The 18124-nt window shown below is 40.0% G+C and carries 15 protein-coding genes; 6 read left to right on the top strand and 9 right to left on the bottom strand.

The window, feature by feature from the left end:
- Window positions 1-67 precede the first annotated feature (67 nt).
- Entirely contained in the window at window positions 68-2125 is a 2058-nt protein-coding gene (gene znuD / locus FTU45_RS02690; RefSeq protein ID WP_180075875.1) for a zinc piracy TonB-dependent receptor ZnuD, read from the bottom strand.
- Window positions 2126-2265: 140 nt separating this feature from the next.
- Here znuD and FTU45_RS02695 point away from each other — a divergent pair, with 140 nt between their 5' ends.
- From FTU45_RS02695 to FTU45_RS02715, 5 genes are all read left to right on the top strand, one after another.
- Window positions 2266-3030 (top strand): DUF4184 family protein, encoded by a 765-nt coding sequence (locus FTU45_RS02695; protein WP_005095731.1) that lies wholly within the window; start codon window positions 2266-2268, stop codon window positions 3028-3030.
- A 162-nt stretch (window positions 3031-3192) separates the two neighbouring features.
- Window positions 3193-4977, top strand: a complete 1785-nt coding sequence (gene aspS, locus FTU45_RS02700) for an aspartate--tRNA ligase (RefSeq protein WP_180075876.1) — start codon at window positions 3193-3195, stop codon at window positions 4975-4977.
- 114 nt (window positions 4978-5091) lie between these two features.
- Window positions 5092-5313, top strand: coding sequence for a hypothetical protein (locus FTU45_RS02705; protein ID WP_004733007.1), 222 nt, complete (start codon window positions 5092-5094; stop codon window positions 5311-5313).
- Between the two features lie 18 nt (window positions 5314-5331).
- A complete protein-coding gene (locus tag FTU45_RS02710; protein ID WP_180075877.1) occupies window positions 5332-6195 on the top strand; it encodes a lysophospholipid acyltransferase family protein in 864 nt (287 codons plus the stop codon).
- An 87-nt stretch (window positions 6196-6282) separates the two neighbouring features.
- Complete coding sequence (locus tag FTU45_RS02715) at window positions 6283-7179, top strand: capsular polysaccharide synthesis protein (protein WP_253134152.1); 897 nt, start codon at window positions 6283-6285, stop codon at window positions 7177-7179.
- Here the strand turns inward: FTU45_RS02715 and FTU45_RS02720 are convergent.
- The 7 genes from FTU45_RS02720 to glnE form a co-directional block, all read right to left on the bottom strand.
- Window positions 7176-8153 (bottom strand): glycosyltransferase, encoded by a 978-nt coding sequence (locus tag FTU45_RS02720; protein WP_180075879.1) that lies wholly within the window; start codon window positions 8151-8153, stop codon window positions 7176-7178. The two genes, FTU45_RS02715 and FTU45_RS02720, sit on opposite strands and share 4 nt — an antisense overlap.
- Window positions 8154-8188: 35 nt before the next feature.
- Window positions 8189-9232, bottom strand: coding sequence for a glycosyltransferase (locus FTU45_RS02725; RefSeq protein WP_180075880.1), 1044 nt, complete (start codon window positions 9230-9232; stop codon window positions 8189-8191).
- A gap of 6 nt (window positions 9233-9238) precedes the next feature.
- Window positions 9239-10051 carry a glycosyltransferase family 25 protein gene (locus tag FTU45_RS02730; RefSeq protein WP_373685731.1) on the bottom strand — a complete coding sequence of 271 codons (813 nt, stop codon included), beginning with the start codon at window positions 10049-10051 and terminating at the stop codon, window positions 9239-9241.
- Window positions 10052-10053: 2 nt separating this feature from the next.
- Entirely contained in the window at window positions 10054-10797 is a 744-nt protein-coding gene (locus FTU45_RS02735) for a hypothetical protein (protein WP_004733016.1), read from the bottom strand.
- Between the two features lie 38 nt (window positions 10798-10835).
- Entirely contained in the window at window positions 10836-11558 is a 723-nt protein-coding gene (locus FTU45_RS02740) for a glycosyltransferase (protein ID WP_180075882.1), read from the bottom strand.
- Window positions 11559-11686: 128 nt separating this feature from the next.
- Entirely contained in the window at window positions 11687-12613 is a 927-nt protein-coding gene (locus FTU45_RS02745; protein ID WP_074384043.1) for a branched-chain amino acid transaminase, read from the bottom strand.
- A gap of 24 nt (window positions 12614-12637) precedes the next feature.
- The gene (gene glnE, locus FTU45_RS02750) at window positions 12638-15388 is read right to left on the bottom strand and encodes a bifunctional [glutamate--ammonia ligase]-adenylyl-L-tyrosine phosphorylase/[glutamate--ammonia-ligase] adenylyltransferase (RefSeq protein ID WP_180075883.1); all 2751 of its coding nucleotides are present in this window, start codon (window positions 15386-15388) and stop codon (window positions 12638-12640) included.
- A 198-nt stretch (window positions 15389-15586) separates the two neighbouring features.
- Here glnE and FTU45_RS02755 point away from each other — a divergent pair, with 198 nt between their 5' ends.
- Entirely contained in the window at window positions 15587-16654 is a 1068-nt protein-coding gene (locus FTU45_RS02755; RefSeq protein ID WP_180075884.1) for an RNA-guided endonuclease TnpB family protein, read from the top strand.
- Window positions 16655-16666: 12 nt separating this feature from the next.
- Here FTU45_RS02755 and FTU45_RS02760 read toward each other — a convergent pair whose 3' ends face one another.
- Window positions 16667-17935, bottom strand: coding sequence for a sensor histidine kinase KdpD (locus FTU45_RS02760; RefSeq protein WP_180075885.1), 1269 nt, complete (start codon window positions 17933-17935; stop codon window positions 16667-16669).
- Window positions 17936-18124: the final 189 nt, after the last annotated feature.

Below are 18124 nucleotides of genomic sequence, written 5' to 3' on the forward strand. Positions count from 1 at the left end.
ATCAGATGATTTTTCAAGTCAATTTCAGTGACATCTCTTTGATTTGGTCAGTTATTTCATCACTACTTTAGAAATCATACTGCACACCGACGCTAAAGTTACGACCGACTTGCGGAATATTCGACAGGAATGAAGTATGGGAATAGACCTGATCATCGAGCAGGTTATTGGCCTTGAAATACACCCGATAAGCATTGTTATCTGCAAGGGTATTGGTATAGCTTAAGCCCACATTCACCATATTGTAGCCCTGGGTTTCATCCTCATAGCTGGCGATCTTGTCCTGATTAAAGACATGATAATACTCAGCCAGACCTGACCAGCCATCGGCAAAGTCTGCTTCGACTTTTGTTCCTAAACGACCTGCGGGCACACGTGGTGCATTCTCAGCTTCAATCTTGCCACGTACATAATCCCCAAAGACGCTGAGCTTATACATATCATTGATCTGATAACCGGCTTGTGCTTCTGCACCATAAAACTTGGCTTTGTCTTGCGTGTAATCTAGTTCTAAGAAACCGTGATCTTCACCGACCACATCCCCATAAATGTAGTTATCAAACCAATTGTGATACACATGGACATGGTAATCTAACTTTTCACCTTCATAGTGAAAACCAAGCTCTAAGTTATTTGACTTTTCGACATCGAGTTGATCATTACCATGTTCAATCGTTTCACTCGCATAGTGCTTACCTTGCGCATAAAGCTCTTGCGCAATCGGTAATCGCTGCTGATGTGAACCAACAATTGAAAGCTTATAGTTCGGTGCAAATTCCCAATTGGCTGCAGCAGAACCTGAAAAAGCCGTATCTGAATGATTTTTCTGATTCGAATCAATTTTAATTTCTTGATGATCAGCACGTGCACCCAATTCAATATGCACATCACCCATTTGCTTATGCTCTAAGGCAAATAAACTATATTTTTGAGTCTTGTTATCTGCCATTAAAAGATCATGCTCGTGATCATGTCCATGATCCTCTTCTTCAGCTTCAGGCTCATGACCTGTACCAGAAATTTTAACTTTTTGCTGACTTAACTGTAGACCAATCACACCTTCCCAATCCAAGACAGGAACATGAACCAACTCTAAGCGAGCATCATAAGCTTCACTTTTAAAGTAGCTTAGTGCCTCTGCCCCTTCTAATTCAGCATGTTTATAATCTGTAAAACTAGCATGTGCACGGAGTTTTTCAAAACCAGCCATTGGGTTATATAACTCTGTTCGAACATCGTAGCGTTCAGACTTCAAATCAATCCAAGCACCTGCTTCTTCATGTTCATCATGTCCATGTTCTTCATCGCCATGACTATGCCCTGGTAAACCATATTGATCTTGACGGTTGCTATAAGACAGCCCGACAAAACCACGATCATGAATCCATGATCCGCCAATATTTACTGTCTGCCCTTCAGCAAAAGTATTGCCCACACGACGTTCTTTTTCTAATTCGTCATCATGCTCATGAAAATAATCCGGAGCAATATAATCATTGGCGTTACGCTTTGAGCCTTCTACACGCAAAGCAAAGTTTTCACCAATACCTGCTGTCACACCAGCACTTGCCAGTTTTTCATCACTGCCTGAGTTATAACGCAGGCCGACTGTACCTTCTAAACCATCTTCAGGCATCTGGGTCGGAATTTTTTGATCAGTGACATTTACCAGACCACCGACTGTACCGGCACCATAAAGCAACGTAGATGGACCGCGAATCACTTCGACCTGTTTCGCCAGAATCGGATCAACGGTGACAGCATGGTCAGGAGACAAAGTAGATACATCCGCTGTTTCAGAAGCATGCTGCAACACTTTCATACGTGGACCATCTTGACCACGAATCACCGGACGGCTTGAGCCTGAGCCATATTGATTAGAATAAACCCCAAGCTCATCTGCCAATGCATCTCCAATGGTGGTTGCACGTTCAGACAAGGCTTTCTGATCTACAACATGATCCGCTACCGCAAAGTCCGCTGCAGTTTGCACCAGTGGATGAGCTTGCACCTGAATCGTGTCCATGGTCTGAACCGGGATAGAAGATGAGGATTGCTCTGCAAATACTGTAGGCGCAACTACAGCAAAAATTGACAATGTTATTAGATTCTTAGGAAAGGACATGACCGAAGCTCAAATTCAGTAATCTGGGTGAATGTTATAATATAACATTTCATTATTTTTGCAATCCTTTACGATACTCAGTGCTATATTTTATTAGAATGTCCTTTGAATATTTTTGATTACATTAAAGCATTATCTTTATGCCCTTTACCTTATCGCATGCTGTGCTTGCTCCACCTATTTCATATTTGACTGGGAATAGACTACCTATTGCTGCGCTGGCCATTGGCAGCATGGTCCCCGATCTACATCGTCTGTTTACTCATACTAATTCTAATATTACCCATTTATGGTCTTCGTTGATTCATCCGGATCTCTGGATCGGTCTGGCTTTTTGTGCCGTCTGGTACCTGATTTACCGGCCCGTGATTTACCGTTTCATCGGTATTCAGCATGATTTAAAGATTCACAATATCCTTTCAGCACTAAAATTTATCCTGGTGATATGTCTGGCACTCATCATTGGTACAGCCACCCATTTAATCTGGGATGGACTAACCCATGTCGATTTTCGAACTTTTGCCTTTCATGATTTTTTAGCCCAACAGTTTCAGCTATTTGGCAACAGCTATCCCTTGCATCGGATTTTACAGATCGGCACATCCGTGATCGTTTTGCCTTTTATCCTGTGGATGAGCCTGCATTACTACAAAACTCATCAGCAATATCTTGCAGTTAGCCTGAAAATTAAGTCGTTTGCCTGGGGGTTATTCCTTATATCTATCTTGACCGGCTTATTTTCTGTCTGGGATTATGCGCGCTATATTTCTACGGAAGTCTGGCAATCGGACCTCTATTATTTTACTGGTCGCTCGATCAATGAATTTAGCCAAGGCTTTCTGATCACCTTCAGTCTGGGCTGTTTATTGTTTTTATTTTTAGATCGCGATCGCCGGATGGGTTAAACAAAGCACTGGCTTTGCGCCTATTCACTTTAAAATGATATTGTTTTTGACCCAAGTTCTTGTGACAACATGCCCAAAGAGGCATAATCCTACCTTTACTCAAAGCGGTACGCTGTTTACGTATTCGCTGACCTTAACCCATATAGTTGGATTTCTAACGCTATGATGCGAACTCATTACTGCGGTTCTTTAACCGAAGCTCAAATTGACCAAACCGTAACATTATGCGGTTGGGTACACCGTCGCCGTGACCACGGTGGTGTAATCTTCCTTGACATGCGTGACCGTGATGGTCTTGTTCAAGTGGTTATTGACCCAGATACTCCTGAAGCATTCGCAACTGCTGATAAAGTACGTTCAGAATTTGTATTAAAAATTACAGGCCGTGTGCGTCGCCGTTATGAAGGCACAGAAAATGCCAATATGGTGAGCGGTCAGATTGAAGTCCTGGGTAAAGAGATTGAAGTTCTTGCTCAGTCAGAAACTCCGCCATTCCCGTTGAATGACGAAAATACCAATATTTCTGAAGAAATCCGTTTGAAATACCGCTTCCTGGACATCCGTCGTCCAGAAATGTTAGATCGCCTACGTTTCCGTTCTAAATTGACCAACCTGATTCGTAACTACTTCGAAGACAATGGTTTCCTAGACGTTGAAACTCCGATTTTGACCCGTGCAACCCCAGAAGGCGCGCGTGACTATTTGGTACCAAGCCGTGTATCAAACGGTAGCTTCTATGCACTGCCACAATCTCCACAGCTATTCAAACAGTTGTTGATGGTCGGCGGTATCGATCGTTACTACCAAATCGCAAAATGTTTCCGTGACGAAGACCTGCGTGCAGATCGTCAGCCAGAATTTACCCAGATTGACGTTGAAACATCGTTCATGAGTGACGATGACATTATGGATTTGATGGAAACCTTGACAGTTAAAATGTTCAAAGAACTTTTAAATGTTGAATTCGACAAATTCCCACGTATGACTTATGCCGATGCAATGCGTGACTATGCATCTGATAAACCGGATATGCGTATTCCTTTGAAACTGGTTGACGTTGCAGATATGATGCAAGACGTTGAATTCAAAGTATTCGCAGGTCCTGCTAAAGACCCTAAAGGCCGTATCGTTGCGCTTCGCGTACCGGGCGCAGGTTCATTGCCACGTAGCCAGATTGATGAATACACCAAATTTGTCGGCATCTACGGTGCAAAAGGTTTGGCTTATATCAAAGTCAACGAACTTGAAAAAGGTATCGAAGGTCTTCAGTCTCCAATCGTGAAATTCATCGAGCCAATCGTGCTGGATCTGTTGCAACGTGTGGGTGCTGAAAATGGCGACATCGTATTCTTTGGTGCGGACAAAGCCAAAATCGTAAACGATGCGATGGGTGCTTTACGTATTAAAGTCGGCCATGACATGAAATTGGCAACATGTGAGTGGGCACCGCTTTGGGTCGTTGACTTCCCGATGTTCGAAGAAACTGACGATGGCAAATGGACCTCTGTGCATCACCCATTCACGCTACCGAAATCAAGCGTTGAAGAGGTGAAGAACAACCCGGGTGCTGCACTTTCTGTTGCTTACGATATGGTATTGAACGGTACTGAAGTGGGTGGTGGTTCGCTGCGTATTCATAACCTTGAAATGCAAAAAGCGATTTTTGAAGCTTTAGGCATTGATGAAGAAGAAGCGGAAGAGAAATTCAGCTTCTTGCTCAATGCTTTACGTTATGGCGCACCTCCACATGGTGGTTTGGCATTCGGTCTTGACCGTCTGGTAATGTTGATGACTGGTGCATCTTCAATCCGTGACGTGATCGCATTCCCGAAAACCAAAACTGCGGAATGTCCATTGACGCAAGCACCGGCACCAGTTGAATCAAACCAACTGCGTGACCTTGGTATTCGCTTACGTGAAAAACCAAAAGCTGAATCTCCAGAATAATTCTTGAAGATTTAAGTGAAAAGCCCTGCCTTGCGCGGGGCTTTTTTTGTGTGATTGAGTCGACTCTGGAACAGTGGCATAATAGCGATAGTTTTTAATCTAAGGTAATTCGCAATGGCTATGCGTCCTGCAGTTCGTAATCGCAGCATTATGCTTATTGTATTTTCAGTGGTTCAATGGCTGTTCATGCGTTATATCCTTGCCAACAACCTGTTCAACCTCGATACCAATGAACGTATTGTGTATTTTTGCCTGAGCAGTATTTTAGGTGCCTTACTGATTTTCGTCGGTTTGATTTATATGGTGCTGAAGGGCAATCCAGATAAAGACCTATAATCTGACGCTCTGGATAGCATGTACACCTTACTGAAAAATTTCTCCAAATTTCCATTAAGATTGATTCAAAATCTTGCGCAACTGGCTGGATCTCTTTTGTATCTCAGCCATTCTTCTGCACGCCGAGTAACTGAGATTAATCTGGCCTCTGCCTATCCTGAACTTTCGGAATCTGAACGCGCTGATTTAAGTAAACGCAGCCTGAAAAGTCAGTGTATGACCTATGCGGAATCGGTCAAGATTTGGGGTTCATCACCAGATTATGCACTGTCTTTAATTCAAGATGTGCATGGTGCAGATTTATTTATTCAGGCTTTAAAAAACCCGCATGGCTGCTTGGCGGTGGTGCCTCATTTTGGTACTTGGGAGCTGTTGAATGTCTGGGTCAATCAATATACCTCCCCTGTGATTATGTACAAGCCCAGCAAAAATGAAGATGTCGATCGCTTTATGCTGGAAGCTCGGCAACGTCTGAATGCGACACTGGTTCCGACTGATGATTCTGGTGTGCGTGCTTTATTTAAGCATCTCAAACAGGGGGGGTTTTCTGCGATTTTACCGGATCATGTCCCGAAAGAATCTGGTGGAATCTATTCTTATTTTTATGGTCAAAATGCGCTATCTTCTACGCTTCTTTCCAAACTTGCGGCTAAAACACAATGCTCTGTGGTTGGACTCAGTTGTTTAAGACGTGAAGATTTATCCGGCTACGATATTCATGTCACCGAGTTATCAGATGATATTTTATCTAAAGACTTACAGCTTTCTGTCGATACTTTAAATAAAGAAATGGAGCGCATGATTAATGTCGCTCCAGAACAGTATTTATGGGGGTATAAGAGGTTTAGGAAGATTGCTAATTTAAAAAATCTTTATAAATGAAGTCTTCATATTAATGTTTTAAAATATATAGTTTCAAGTATAATTACAGTTCATTCAATATCTTTTTTAAAAATGAAAAATAAATATATGCTTAATTATTTGATTCGTTTTTTTCTAGGAATTAGAAAAAAAAATTTTGATTCAGATAACACTGCTGATTTAATAAATTTAAATCCTTCCATGAATATAAAACCGATTGAAAAGATAATCTGGATCTACTGGGAAGGCCCTATCTCAAAATTCCTCGAGGATTGTCTAAAAAAAATACAAAAATTAAATACTAATTATGAAGTTAATATTTTAAATGATAAAAATATTAGTCATTTTAGTACTATTCCCTATGAGGACTTTGGAGAAATAAGTCCTCAGCTAAAAACTGATGTACTTCGGTTAGATTTACTATACAGTTATGGCGGGATATGGATTGATGCTAGTGTCATTCTTAATGAAAACCTAAACTGGATTGATGAAATTATAGAAAAAAATTCAACGAATGCTTTCGGATATTATCGTAGTGGCAATACGACTAATTTTGATTTCCCAGTAATTGAAAGTTGGTTACTTGCAACATCACAATCAAATCCTTTTTTTTTAGCATGGAAAAATGAGTTGATTAAAGCTATTAAAATTGGAAAACTAAATTATATTAATGAAATAAAAAAAGAGAATGAAAAACCAGAAGATTATTTCCAAAATATTGGAGATCTTGAATATTTAATTATTTATGTTGCATGTCAAGTCGCTATGCGAAAAACCAAGGCATCTTTCACTTTAATAAATTGCGATAAGAATGCCTTTCAATTTCAAACTAAAAACAATTGGAACACATTTAAACTATGCTTAGATTTGGGTATTAACTATAAGCCTAAAAACCCACCAAAATTAATAAAAATCATTGGTACTGATAGAAAAATTTTGGAAAAAATATATGATAAAAGTATATATCACAAAGATTCTCTACTAAACTTTAAGTATGACTGTTAACAGTCATACTTACTAAAAATTTCGTCTATTTTATGTAGTTTCACTCTAATATTGATATATCTAAAAATATCAATATCAAATATATTCATATTTAATATTTCCAAAAAAAACTTATGGTAATTTGATTTAATATATTTTAAAACTTTTATTGTTTCCTTTAAATCTTGATGCTTTTTATAATCATTGTCAATATTTCTTATCAATGAAACATATGAATTAAAAATCTTATATTTTAAATATCCCTTCTTTAATACTTTGCAGGAACTTAAAATAAATTCATATCTATAATTTAATGCAAATAAATAATCCTCAACATATTCGACTGACTTAAAACTATTTACACTAGAACCCACTCTATACCTATAATTAACTAATGGTAGCTCAAGATATTTTACATTTTTAACTTTATCTGAAATATCTGTAACAAAAATTATATCCTCAAATCTTTTTTTATTAAAAAACTTAATACCTTCAACAACTTCCCTTCTAAAAACCTGATTCCATACATAATTTTTTCTAAGCATCGTTAAAACACTTAAATAATCATCCTTACCATTAATGTAACATTTTTCAATATTATATTGATTTTTACACTTATCAAAAAATATGAAGTCTGAGACGATTACATCATAATTAGATTTTTTATCGATATTTTCTAAAACTATATCTACACTATTATTATTAATAAAATCATCAGAATCAATAAACCAAATATAATCACCTCTAGAGTTTTCAAACAAAGTATTTCTAACATGTGATACCCCCATATTTTTATCATTTAAAATTAATTTTATATGAGGGAATTTTTTTTTATATTCTAACAATATCTCACGGCTTGTATCTGTAGAAGCATCATCATAAATTATAACTTCACATTTATTATTTAACTGCAACATGATAGAGTCTAAACACTCTGCTAAGTATTCAGCCACATTATAGACTGGAATTAATATACTTAATTTTTTATCGAACACTAATCTTCCCTCAAAATTTTATAAACAGCTATTCTCTATAGTAACTTCAGATACTCTTGTGTTGCATATTCATATGTAAACCTTCTATCTAACTCTAGTACTGACGAACTCTCACAAGCATTTCGTAATTTTTCAGCAAAGGATTTAATATCTCCTATTTCTACTAAATTTTTAATTGGAAGAATTTCTCTAGGCCCAGACGGACAATCTGTACTAATAATAGGTGTACCTAAAGCTAAAGCTTCTAAAATTGCTATGCTAAAACCTTCAAAATCAGAAGATACCACCATTAATTTTGCATGTTTTATATAAGGATATGGATTTTTTTTAAAACCTGTAAAAACAACCTTACCTTCTATCCCTAAGCTTTTAACCAATTTTTTAGATGATTCTAATAATTCACCAGTTCCAACTAAAACCAACTTTTCCTGAACATTTGCTTTTGCATAAGCTTCAATTAAAATATCATGTCGCTTTTGCCGCTTAAATTTCCCAACATTTACAATATAAGGCCCTTCAATTTCTGGCACATATTCATTTGCGGTTGAAATGACTTGATCAACATCAATCGGATTATAAATAGTAGTTATTCGACTTTCAGAACCAAATACTTTAATAAAATCTGTCTCGACACCTTTACTAACTGCCACGCACGGTTTTGCTAAATAAATTTTAGTCAGCTCTTTTCTCATCCCTTCTAATCTTTCACCATATTCCAGACTAGTCGTGTTATGAATGACTAAATGAACATTCGGTAACTGACTTTTTGATAATACAAAATCAACAGGAAATAAGTTTGATAGGACAAGATCAGGAGTCCCAATATTTTTAATAACAAACCGATCAAATGCTTTTGCTGCAAAGCCGGCACGCATAAATTTAGGAATTGCACGATACTTTTGATAATCAAAAAAGTGAAGTTTTACACCCTCAGGAATCGGTAAATCAATAATATTTTTAAAATAAACAATATGTGCTTCATGACCTGCATCAATTAGGCCCTTTGCCAAGGTTAAAGCAAAACGTTCAGCGCCATTTCCCTGTAAAGTAAAAATGGCTAATACGATTGTTTTTTTCATGAAGCACTAATCCTGAATAAATTTTTCTTGATCTAGGTTAATCAGTCTTTTTTCTGCTTTACCCATGACTTGTAAATATCGTATAGCCATCGCTATTTGTCCCGCTAAACGTCTTTTTCTAAACTTACATTTTTCATTGATTGAACTAAATTCAGGCTTAAAGTGTTCAGAACGCCCAATGGTCGAATCAAAACTTTCTTGTTGAATTAGACCATAAGCAGCCAGTTGATCTTCTTGGATAATCGCTGCAGGTTCGACTTGCAAACACTGTAACTCATAAGCCGAAAATATAAATCCATCTGCAATCGCCGGTGCTGTCTTTGCCAAACGATTTAATAATTTTTGCGCACCACTCGGATAAAGAATATAACCTGCCGCTCCAGTACGATCCTGATATAAATCATATAATTCAACCTGAGTATGATTTAAGGTACATACAGGTTTTCGACTTATAATTTTTTTACGACTTCTCACTTCCAAGTTAATTAAATCTACACCTTGAATTTGATGCTGCTCAATTTCGTTTAAAATTTCTTTTACATTTGAAGCCAGTACTGCATCATCTTCAAGAATTAAACAAGGTTGATTCCTCTTCAGTACCTCTTCCCAAGCTTTTTGATGACTGAGAAAGCACGCTACCTCAACTTTACGCAAAGGCCTTTGCCAACCAAAACCGAGCTTTTGGTATTGCTCTTCATTCAAATCAACAACTGAAAATGCTTCTAAGACGTCAAAAGGCAATCCCAATTTTTCAAATTGCTTTTTTTGAAACTCTAATCGGTCTTTCGATGTTTTTAAATTAATAATCAAAATATTCACAATTACCACCATCTCGTCTTTTCACGAGTGTGACGCTGTTTAAAACGTGAATATATATTATTATTCTGATCAAGCTGTAATCTGTCAAAAACCTCAATTACAATTTGACCCAGTTCATGAGCCTCACATATTTGCTCGAGACGCCATCGCATATTACGTAAAGTATCATCAGTTCCAACCGCAAATGCAGCCGTACCATCAAATAAGGCATAGCGCTGTTGTTGTAATAACTGCTGATGCTCCTGATTTACAGTTAAAGACTGATCACACAAAAAACGTTCTGTTTCCTGTAACTTAAGCGTATTAATCAATACCACTGCATTCATCAAAATGGCTTTTAGAGTTACGTCTTCATCAAAATCAATAAAAGTATCACAGGCTGAAATCAGCCAGCGTATATTCAATGACTGTACAAGAAAATCTCGTTCAGCCATCCATAATGCCTTGAATTTGTCATAATTATTTTGAGTATCGACCTCACGGCGAATTAAAACAATCAGACTGGCATGGAAATGATTTAATGCAGACTGCCCCACAAACTCCTGTTTGAGTTGTTCAATATGCTCATTGAGATCTTTGGCCGAACCATGCGTATATTGAATTTGATCCCCATCAATGATGGTATTTTTTAACTGATTTAAATCGGCTTGACCAAATTGCGCATAAATCTTTTCAGCACCAAAACGACGCTGATGACGACTAAATGAAAACCATTGTTCGAACTTACTTTTCTTTCTTACCGGCATTTGAAATTAAATCTCTTTCAATTTCTCATTGATTCAGCTTACTGCCAAGCATCCTTAATCCATTTTGATGGCAACACATAACGATACCATTTCCCACCACCACCATTGACTGCATCAGGTGGATTAATTTCACCATGGAAAATAATAATTTTAGCGCCTTCAGGCTTGACGGGTGGCTTAAAGAACGCCATCGGAATTTTTTGTAGGCAGTGATATTTATAGCTTTTGCACCAACTGTCAGGCCAGTAAGTTTGCTTGGCATGTTTATCGACATACCACGACAAATAAGCCTGTTCATTACGGAATTTTTGACGAATCTCATCAAAGTTTTCACGAAAATATGGCAATAAACCTGGGAAAGCACCGAGTTTAAAACGATACACCGAACTGTTGCCGGTAATCCGCCAAGGACGTTTCCAGTCATGGATAATCAGAAAATCACCCGGATAGCTAAAAAACTCATCGATGTTATCGACAATCACCACATCAAGATCGAGAAATAGCGCATTGCCCTCTAAACCATATAAATCCGGTTCAAAAGTAGACAGCTTATTCCAGCCACGCTCAGGCGCACCTTCAGGCAATGCCAAAGGTGGAATTGGGAAACATTGTACTTCAGAATTAATTCCTTCCGTACGATCCGTCAGACAGACCATTTTGAAATCGACTGTCGTATGTCGTTTAACCATGTTGTATAAACGATTGACGTATTCAGAACCGTATTTGGTTCCCCATTTCATACAAATAACGATGTTACTCATTGCGTATGCCTAAGCTCATCTTAAAATCTTCTGGATACCGAATATGATGACATAAGTTCGGCAGAATAAGTATATCCCTTAAAAAAAACCTCTCAAATGAGAGGTTTTTTCAATCAGTAAATTATTACTTATTTCACGTAAGTTAACCAATGTGCATATTTAGGATCTTTACCCTGAACTGCATCAAAATAAGCTTTCTGGATTTGCGTCGTGATTGGACCACGCACACCTTCACCAATTTGACGGTCATCATATTCACGGATTGGTGTCACTTCCGCAGCAGTACCAGTAAAGAACGCTTCATCGGCAATATAGAATTCATCACGGGTAATACGGCGTTCAACCACGTCATAACCCAAGTCTTTGGCAATGGTAATAATGGTTTGACGGGTAATACCATCCAGCGCACCACCGGCAATATCAGGGGTATGAATTACACCGTCAGTCACCAGGAATACGTTTTCGCCTGACCCCTGGCATACATAGCCTTGTGGATCAAGTAACATGGCTTCGTCATAACCCGAATGCGCGACTTCCTGATGCGCCAGAATCGACAGCGTGTAGTTCCCAGATGCTTTGGCTTTACACATGGTCACGTTTGGATGATGGTGGGTAAATGATGAAGTTTTCACGCGAATACCCTTCGCCATGGCTTCTTCACCCAAGTAAGCACCCCAGCTCCATGCCGCAACCACAGCATGAATCGTGTTATCAGTTGCAGCAATACCCAGTTTTTCAGAGCCAATAAAAAGGATTGGACGTAAATAGCAAGATGCCAGTTTATTTTCACGCACCACATCAATTTGCGCTTGTTCTAATGTTGCATGATCAAATGGAACTTTCATTTGATAAATTTTTGCAGAATTCAACAAACGCTTGGTATGTTCTTTTAGACGGAAAATAGCCGTTCCATTCGGAGTTTCATAAGCTCGGACGCCTTCAAACACACCCATGCTGTAATGCAAAGTATGGGTTAATACGTGGGTTTTCGCCTCACGCCAGTCAACCAGTTGTCCATCTTGCCAAATAAAACCATCACGATCAGCCAAATTCATGCCACAAACTCCAATTTTTCACAATTATTCACTATCCAGCGCAAAGCTTGCACTTGGATCAATTAGTCTTTGCCATAACTTGCAAACGGTCATTCGGGTATCGTGCCAGTCGCTTGCAGACACTTGCATGGATTGATTTGCAAGGGCTAAGCGGTGGCTCTCGGCGCGTTCACTGAGATAAGCTTGAATCAGAGCAGTCGCATCGTCGCTGGATAAGCAACCTGATTTTGCGGTATCCTCAAGAATTCTTACATTGTCGGAGAAATGGGCGAGATCTTTATTCGTCCCACTCCAGGCCAACACCGCATACTGTGCCATAAATTCGATGTCTACGATACCACCTGTATCTTGTTTTAAATGAAAAATTCCATCTTTTTTCTGCGCTTTGGAGGAGCCCAGATGATCCTTCATTTTCTGACGCATTTTCAGCACTTCTGCCCGCACATAATTTTCATCACGAGGCTGAATCAAAATATTACGGCGTAAGATTTCAAATTTTTGTCTTAGGCTTAACTCACCTGCAATTGGACGCGCGCGCACCAAGGCTTGATGCTCCCATAACCAGGCACTCTTAAGCTGATATTGCTCAAAGGCTTTCAGACTGGTGACCAAGAGTCCTGCTTCACCAGAGGGACGTAAACGGGTATCGACCTCATAGACCCGCCCATCCAGGGTTTGCGTGGTCATCAATGACATGAATTTTTGTGCCACGCGCATGGCAAACTCAAAACCACTAATCGGCTTGAGTCCATCTGTATCGGCCTGTTCTCCCATAAAATGAATAAACACTAAATCCAAGTCCGAGCCATAACCCAATTCAATGCCACCGACCTTGCCATAACCAATGACCGCAAAGGCAGTATGCTCGATTGAACAGCGATTGCCTTCGGCATCGAGGGGAAAACCATGCCTTTTGGCCACCATCTGATAGGCCAAATGCAGAGCTGCATTGACAGATACTTCAGCAATATCGGTTAAGGCATCAGAAACTTTCATCAAAGGACTTTCAGCCAGAACATCACTGGCTGCGACGGCCAAGACATTGGATTTTTTAAACAGGCGCAATACCCGCATCTGATCTTCAACCTGATCAATCTCAATACGGAGTAATTGCTGGCGTAAAGAATCTTCCAGATCCTGTCGTTTCGGCAACTCAAAATCCATCGACAGAAACTCATCCAGCAATACCGGATATTGCGAGAGTTCTTCACAAATCCAGGGACTCACCGTGGCCATTTTCACCAGTCGTTGCAGTGCGCCTTTACTTTCAATCAGCATGACCAGATAGACAGTACGGCGCATCACCGACTCAACCAGAGGCATGAGACGCAACAACGCCATTTGCGGCTTGGCAGACTCCAGAATCGCTTCAATCAGATAAGGCCAAAAGGTTTTTAAACGTTGAATCGCCTTGGCTGGTAGCTTTTTCAATGCATGACCATGCCAGAATTCATGAACCAGATTCTTGGCGGCATCATCCAGAACATCATTGAGCTTCTTTTCCAGCTGGACAAAACTTTCGACCTGGGTTTCCGGTTCATTTTCCTTAATCAGATGCTCAAACTGATAAATGACTTTGGCTCGCTTCTGGTTCAGGACAGTCATAAAATCTGACCAGTCTGCAAAACCTAAGGTCTCTACCATTCGCTGACGTAAATCAGGCTCAGTCGGTAAAGATTGGGTTTGTTGATCGTTTAAGGCCTGAATCGCATGTTCCACCCGGCGCAGGAACAGATAGGCATCTTCCAGATCTTGGACTGCCTGTTCATCCAAGAGTTCAGCATCATCGAGATGGTTCAGATTGACCAGACATTGGCGATCCTGCAATTCAAGTTTGGCTCCACCATAAATCAGCTGAAAGACCTGCACGATAAATTCAACTTCGCGAATACCGCCAGCACCGAGCTTGATATCATCTTCAATATTACGCCGCTGGACTTCACGCTCGATCATGGTTTTCATTTCGCGCATGGCTTCAAAAGCACTGTAATCCACGTATTTACGAAAGACGAAAGGACGGGTCATGTCAAGCAGGGCATCACCTTCCGGACTTGGATTGACAACACGCGCCTTGATCCAGGCGTAGCGCTCCCATTCCCGGCCATGCTGACTTAAGTATTTTTCTAAGGCCACATGACTAATGGCCAGGGCTGAACCATCACCCCAAGGACGCAGGCGCATATCGACCCGAAACACAAAACCATCCGCCGTGATCTGATCCAGCAGGTGAATCAGTTTTTGTCCCCACAGGATGCAAAACTGCTGCACATCGATACATTTGCGCCCATCGGTTTCACCCTGCTCATCGAAGGCAAAAATCAGGTCAATATCACTGGAAAGATTAAGTTCTTGCGCGCCGAGTTTACCCATAGCGATAACAATAAGATCCTGAACTTTTCCGTTATAAGCAATCGGCTGGCCATACTTGGCAGCAATCGGCATACGGGCAAAATCTTTGGCTGCACAAATACAAGCATCAGCAAAATCGGAGAGTTCTCGGGTGAGGGTGATGACATCGGTCAGTTGATTGGCATCCTGCCAGATCCAGCGAAACATCAGGCGGGCCCGCAGAATACGCATGGCGCGCATCCAGGCGGCTTCATCTATAATATTCAGGATACAGTGCTGCACCAGCTGATCAATATATTCCCGACTGAGTGCAGCCTGAAACTGGTCAATTGCATAATCCTGTTCCAGGAGGCTCTGGTGATTGGCCAATACCTGTTCAGCATATTGGCTTGCTCTTAAGGTTTTTTGCAATTGTGCCGCATTCATCACTCAACTCTTCCCCCGAAACGTTCTGCCTAGTTATAGCAGGAGTTTTGTCTCAGGGGGAGGGTTTTAGTTTGAAATTTATCAAATGAAGCGTCAAACTCTGTCCTTCAGAGCAGAGATATAAGCGACACGACATAAAATGTCGTTTTAAGAATTGCCCAACATAGGGTATAGAGAAAAAATTGTTAATATAACCACATGAAAACACTTAAATTACGCATAAAAGACAAACATTGCAAGGTGCTAGACCAATTAGCATCTGAGGTGAACTTTGTCTGGAATTATGTCAATGATTTAGGGTTTAAACATCTAAAAAGAAAAGGTGAATTTCTATCAGCCTATGATGTTGCCAAATACACCAAAGGCGCATCGAAAGAATGCAATCTACATAGCCAAACCATTCAGGCTGTTACAGAAGAATTAATCACTCGAAGAAAACAGTTCAAGAAAGCAAAGCTGAAATGGTGTGTGAGCAATAAGAAGTCAGCGAGAAGATCACTTGGTTGGATTCCTTTCAAGAAAGTAGCAATCAAATACGCTGATGGATATGTTCAGTACGGCAAGCATCAATTCAAGTTATGGGATAGTTACGGATTAAGTAAATACAGCGTGAGAACAGGCTCATTCGTTGAGGATAGTCGTGGACGGTGGTATGTATGCCTTGTAGTGGATTCATCTAAGCAAAATAAACCTACTGCAACTAAAGCGATTGGTATTGATCTAGGTTTAAAAGACGTTGCCACCTGTTCTGATGGTACTGTAATTTCAAATCCTAAGTTCTATCGGAAATATGAACAGAAATTAGGTATTGCTCAACGAGCCAAGAATAAAAAACGTGTACGTGCATTACACGCTAAAATTGCTAATTGTCGTAAAGATCATTTGCATAAGGCAAGCACCATGCTTGTGAGAGAAAATGCACTGATTGTTATTGGCGATCTGAGTGCGGGTAAACTTGTAAAAACTAAAATGGCAAAATCTGTTTTAGATACAGGTTTTTCAGCATTCAAAACAATGCTCAAGTATAAATGCGAGAACGCAGGGGCAATTTTTGGAGAAGTAAGTGAGAGATTCACAACCCAAATCTGTTCGTGCTGTGGTGAGATCACTTCTAGCAGTCCGAAAGGTAGAGCAGATTTGCGAATAAGAGTATGGGAATGTGAATGCGGAAGTTCCAATAACAGGGATGAAAATGCAGCGAAGAACATACTTGCGCTTGGGCATAAGCGTCTAGCAGTAGGAATCACCTCCGTTTCAGGGAGGTGAGGATGTCAACTTTTAGGATTTCTCAGCATGCAGATCTTCAAGCACCAGTGCCTGATGATCATTGGTGACCATTGGCAAACGCACCGTAAAGGTCGTACCTCGACCTTCTTTAGAATCCACCGCGATTTGACCATGATTCAGATCAATAAAGCGCTTGCACAATACCAAACCTAAACCAGCACCTTTCTCTTCAGCAGTACCTCGAACACTCACCATCAACGTCGGCTTGAACAGATTCTGTATCTGCTCTTCAGTCATGCCCAGACCGGTATCCTGAATGGTGATTTTAACCTGCTCACCGTCCATTTCTGCCTCTAAAATGACTTTACCGCCTTGATTAACCGGAGTGAATTTCAGCGCATTGGAGACCAGATTCTGCATCACTGAAGTAATCATATTGATATCCGCATGGACTTTAATGTCTTCGGGAATATTGTCGATTAATTCAATTTTTTTATTCAACGCCAGACTGTGCAATACACTGCAGACAATTTTACTGGATTGCTTGAGTTCATAATTAATCGGATGATATACAAAGCGTCCGCCCTCGGCCATGGCCCAGGTCAGCAAGCTTTCCAGCAGGTTATAAGTCGATTGTGCATTATCATATAAATAATCCGCGATACTCTGAATACTGGACTCATCCAAGGTATCACGTTCCTGCGCCAGAACTTCGGAAAAGCCCAGCAGTCCATGAAATGGCGCACGCAGATCATGTGCGATGATCTGAAAAAATTTGGTTGTACTAAAGTTTTGTGCACATTGCTGTTCGTATAGTTCTTTCAGCTCAGTATGTTCTTCATTGAGTTGGATTCGAATTACTAAACTTTCAGCAAATTGCTTAACGGTCTCAATATCATCCTGATCAAACATGTCAGTTTGATCATCAAAAAAAATCACCTGACCTAGCGGCTGACCAGCATTCGCTTTTAAATTAAATGCGACCAGTCGGTGATGCACCACACCCAGCTCTTTCACATAATTCGACAATTCTGCATAAGCAGGATGAGTCTGGTCGATGACATCTGCCTGTTGCAGATATGTAGGGATGGCAATTTCCTGCGGAGCATGCAAGGCCCGAAAACCGTGCGGACAGCTGTACCAGATATACGGCTCCATATGGAATCCAATAATACTGGTTTTAACGCCTAGGACTTTACCGGCAACCTTACAGAAGGTGTCTAGTAAATTATTGGAGGTATAGACGCCTAAAATGAGAGATATACGACATGAGCTTAAAAGCTCCGTATTCTGACCGACCTCTAGCAGTTTTAGTTCCATGTCTGCCTCTCTGAATATGTATGGAATATAGAAAACACTGCCGACCAAATTTATACAATCAATAACAAAGATTCTATATTTACTGAACGCTGAAAACTCACCTATAGGTTAAAGGATTTGTTAATCTGTTTCTATCCAAATACACTCATAACCGCAAGGCACTGATATTTAATTAATTAAGAATAACTT

The sequence above is a fragment of the Acinetobacter sp. YH12106 genome, from assembly GCF_013418995.1.
Taxonomy (GTDB): domain Bacteria; phylum Pseudomonadota; class Gammaproteobacteria; order Pseudomonadales; family Moraxellaceae; genus Acinetobacter; species Acinetobacter pseudolwoffii.